Here is a 2,929-nt window from a genome sequence, read left to right on the forward strand (position 1 = left end):
CAGGTTTACCGAGAGCTGTTTTTTAATAATGTGATGGGCTTTGTCTCTAATGCTTTTCCCGTTCTTAAAAGTCTTTATAGCGATGCACAGTGGCAAGCCTTAGTGCAGGCTTTTTTCAGCCAACACGATTGTAAGTCTCCAATTTTTATTGATATTGCTTGGGAGTTTTTACAGTTTCTGCAATTTGAATATTCGCCAGCAGAAAGTGAGCCGCCTTTTATGTTGGAGCTGGCGCACTATGAATGGCTCGAGCTGCGAGTGGCAACGGCGCAGCAAACGAGTGAGCAAGTATTGCTATCCAAAGAGGATATTCTGCAACGTCATCTATGTTTAGCAACAACGGCCAGTGTGGCCCAGTACCAGTATCCGGTGCAGCAGATCCGCCAAGATTATCGTCCAGAAGAGCCATTGCCGCAGCCAGTGTTTTTTTGCCTCTATCAGGATGAGGCGGGCGAGGTGGGCTTCTTACAATTAACGCCGCTAAGTGCGCAAGTGCTGGGATATTTGGCAGAACAAAAGCAGAGTCGCCTCGATGACATACTGAACTGGCTGCAAGGCATTTATCCGCAAATGCAACCGGAGCTCTTAACCCAAGGTTGTATTCAGTTGCTCGAACAACTTGCCGTTAAAGGGATCGTGCGCGGGATTTAAGCGGTATGTTGCTAAAATCAGCAAAATAAATGCAATAACCTTACAGAAAAAGGGTTTTTGTTGATTTGACAAACCGCTACAATGGCGCCCGTTTTGTGATCTTAATCACTGTACGATTCCTGCGCACTTATCTTTGCACACATTTGAGGAGCTGTAATGAGCAGTCAGCCATTTAAAGACCCATTTAACTTTATGTATTTTATTGGTTTTATTTTAGTCTTACTGTTGCCGACGCTACCAGCAAGCCTGACTTGGTTAAAGCAATTAGGCTTAATTTAAGCAGGTTTTAATCTCAAATTGAGTATACTACTGGCCACTCTTAGAGTGGCTTTTGTTTTTTAGGTTTGAGGCAGCGACATACTTTACTTATCCACAAACTATATGGTCATTTACAAACTATGATATTGAAACGCGGTTTGTTTTTATTGATAGGTTGCCTGGCGTTAGGCCTTGGACTGCTGGGTATTGTATTGCCTCTACTACCGACAGTGCCGTTTATCCTGTTGGCGGCTTTTTGTTTTGCCCGCTCAAGCGAGCGGTTACACCAGTGGTTGATGACCCACCCGTGGTTTGCCGATGCGCTGACCCAATGGCAACAACACAGGGCGATGCGTCCCGGGCTTAAACGCCGAGCGATGTTGCTCACGGGACTCAGTTTTAGCGTTAGCATTCTAGTTGTCCCGATTGTATGGGTGAAGTTGCTGCTGCTCACCATGGCTTGCGGATTACTTTGGTATCTTAAAACCATTCCTGAAATCGAATCCTAAGCACATTTGATCTAAGGCACAAATTGGTAACCAATTCGTCACTTGAATACACTGCTTATTGCAACTCAAACCAAAGCGGCATAAGCTTTGTGCGAATTATTAAAGCTCGTCCACACTCGCTGTGGACGTTTTGTTTTTACCGCCAGCAGTTACGCGTGGCGAAACGATTAAGTTAAATTAAATGGCTATGAATACAGAAACCTTATCCTTGATAAAGCAAAGCATTAAAACGATTCCTAATTATCCTAAGGAAGGGATTCTATTTCGCGATGTGACCAGTCTGCTGGAAAATGCCGCGGCCTATAAAGCGACTATCGATTTATTAGTTGAGCAATATCGCAATAAAGGCTTTACCAAGATTGTGGGCACCGAAGCCCGTGGTTTCTTGTTTGGTGCGCCTTTAGCACTGGAATTAGGCATTGGTTTTGTGCCTGTACGTAAGCCCGGTAAGTTGCCACGCGCGACCATTAGCCAAAGCTATGAGCTGGAATATGGCCACGATAGCCTTGAAATCCATACCGATGCGATCACCGCGAATGACAAAGTATTAGTGGTTGACGATTTGCTGGCCACTGGCGGCACTATCGAAGCCACTGTCAAACTTATCCGCCAACCGGGTGGTGAAGTGCAAGATGCGGCCTTTGTGATTTCATTACCCGATCTCGGTGGCGAAGCCCGTTTAACTGCCTTAGGTCTTGAGTTGGTTAAACTTTGTGAGTTTGAAGGCGAATAATTCTTCAGCCAAAGGCGCCTAGGGATAGTTTAATGGCATGTCGTTAATTGACATGTTATCTTGCAACTATCTCGGGGCGCGATCCCCTTTTTTGTACCAACATTCTTGTCATGCACATTGGGGAGTTCCATGTCATATCAGGTGTTAGCCAGAAAATGGCGCCCTGCCACATTCGAACAGATGGTCGGCCAAAGCCACGTGTTGCACGCGCTCACGAATGCGTTAACGCAACAACGTTTACACCATGCTTATCTTTTTACGGGTACACGCGGTGTGGGCAAGACCAGTTTGGCGCGCCTGTTCGCCAAAGGCCTCAACTGTGAAAAGGGCGTAACGGCTTCCCCCTGTGGAGTGTGTGGCAGCTGTGCCGAAATTGCCCAAGGCCGCTTTGTTGACTTAATCGAAGTCGATGCCGCCTCGCGCACGAAAGTCGATGACACCCGTGAACTCTTAGATAATGTGCAATATCGTCCGACCCGTGGCCGTTTTAAGGTCTACCTGATTGACGAAGTACACATGCTCTCCCGCAGCAGTTTTAATGCGCTGCTAAAAACCCTCGAAGAACCGCCAGAGCATGTGAAATTTTTACTAGCGACAACCGATCCGCAAAAGCTGCCGGTGACTGTGTTATCTCGCTGCCTGCAATTTAACTTAAAAAGCTTAACCCAGCAGGAAATTGGCACTCAGCTACAGCATATCTTAACCCAAGAGCAATTGCCCTTTGAGCACGAAGCCTTAACCCTGCTCGCCAAAGCGGCCAATGGCAGTATGCGTGATG

General features: G+C 46.6%; 5 protein-coding genes. All 5 read left to right on the forward strand.

The features are described 5' to 3' along the window. Positions 1-651, forward strand: a 651-nt coding sequence (locus ACQY6Q_RS11605) for a DNA-binding domain-containing protein (RefSeq protein ID WP_427981604.1), incomplete at its 5' end; no start/stop codon positions are given. A 156-nt stretch (positions 652-807) separates the two neighbouring features. Next, positions 808-930 (forward strand): hypothetical protein, encoded by a 123-nt coding sequence (locus ACQY6Q_RS11610; protein ID WP_011623018.1) that lies wholly within the window; start codon positions 808-810, stop codon positions 928-930. A 119-nt stretch (positions 931-1,049) separates the two neighbouring features. Then, positions 1,050-1,418: a YbaN family protein gene (locus ACQY6Q_RS11615; RefSeq protein WP_011626436.1), complete on the forward strand. Its 369-nt coding sequence runs from the start codon at positions 1,050-1,052 to the stop codon at positions 1,416-1,418. A 181-nt stretch (positions 1,419-1,599) separates the two neighbouring features. Next, positions 1,600-2,151 (forward strand): adenine phosphoribosyltransferase, encoded by a 552-nt coding sequence (gene apt / locus ACQY6Q_RS11620; RefSeq protein ID WP_427981607.1) that lies wholly within the window; start codon positions 1,600-1,602, stop codon positions 2,149-2,151. Positions 2,152-2,280: 129 nt separating this feature from the next. After that, positions 2,281-2,929, forward strand: a 649-nt coding sequence (gene dnaX / locus ACQY6Q_RS11625) for a DNA polymerase III subunit gamma/tau (protein ID WP_427981609.1), incomplete at its 3' end; no start/stop codon positions are given.

It is taken from the genome of Agarivorans sp., assembly GCF_050295395.1.
Classification (GTDB): domain Bacteria; phylum Pseudomonadota; class Gammaproteobacteria; order Enterobacterales; family Celerinatantimonadaceae; genus Agarivorans.

Coding starts and splice junctions, on each gene's coding strand:
- ACQY6Q_RS11610 (WP_011623018.1), top strand. CDS start 808: ATGAGCAGTCAGCCATTTAAAGACCCATTTAACTTTATGTATTTTATT.
- ACQY6Q_RS11615 (WP_011626436.1), top strand. CDS start 1,050: ATGATATTGAAACGCGGTTTGTTTTTATTGATAGGTTGCCTGGCGTTA.
- apt (WP_427981607.1), top strand. CDS start 1,600: ATGGCTATGAATACAGAAACCTTATCCTTGATAAAGCAAAGCATTAAA.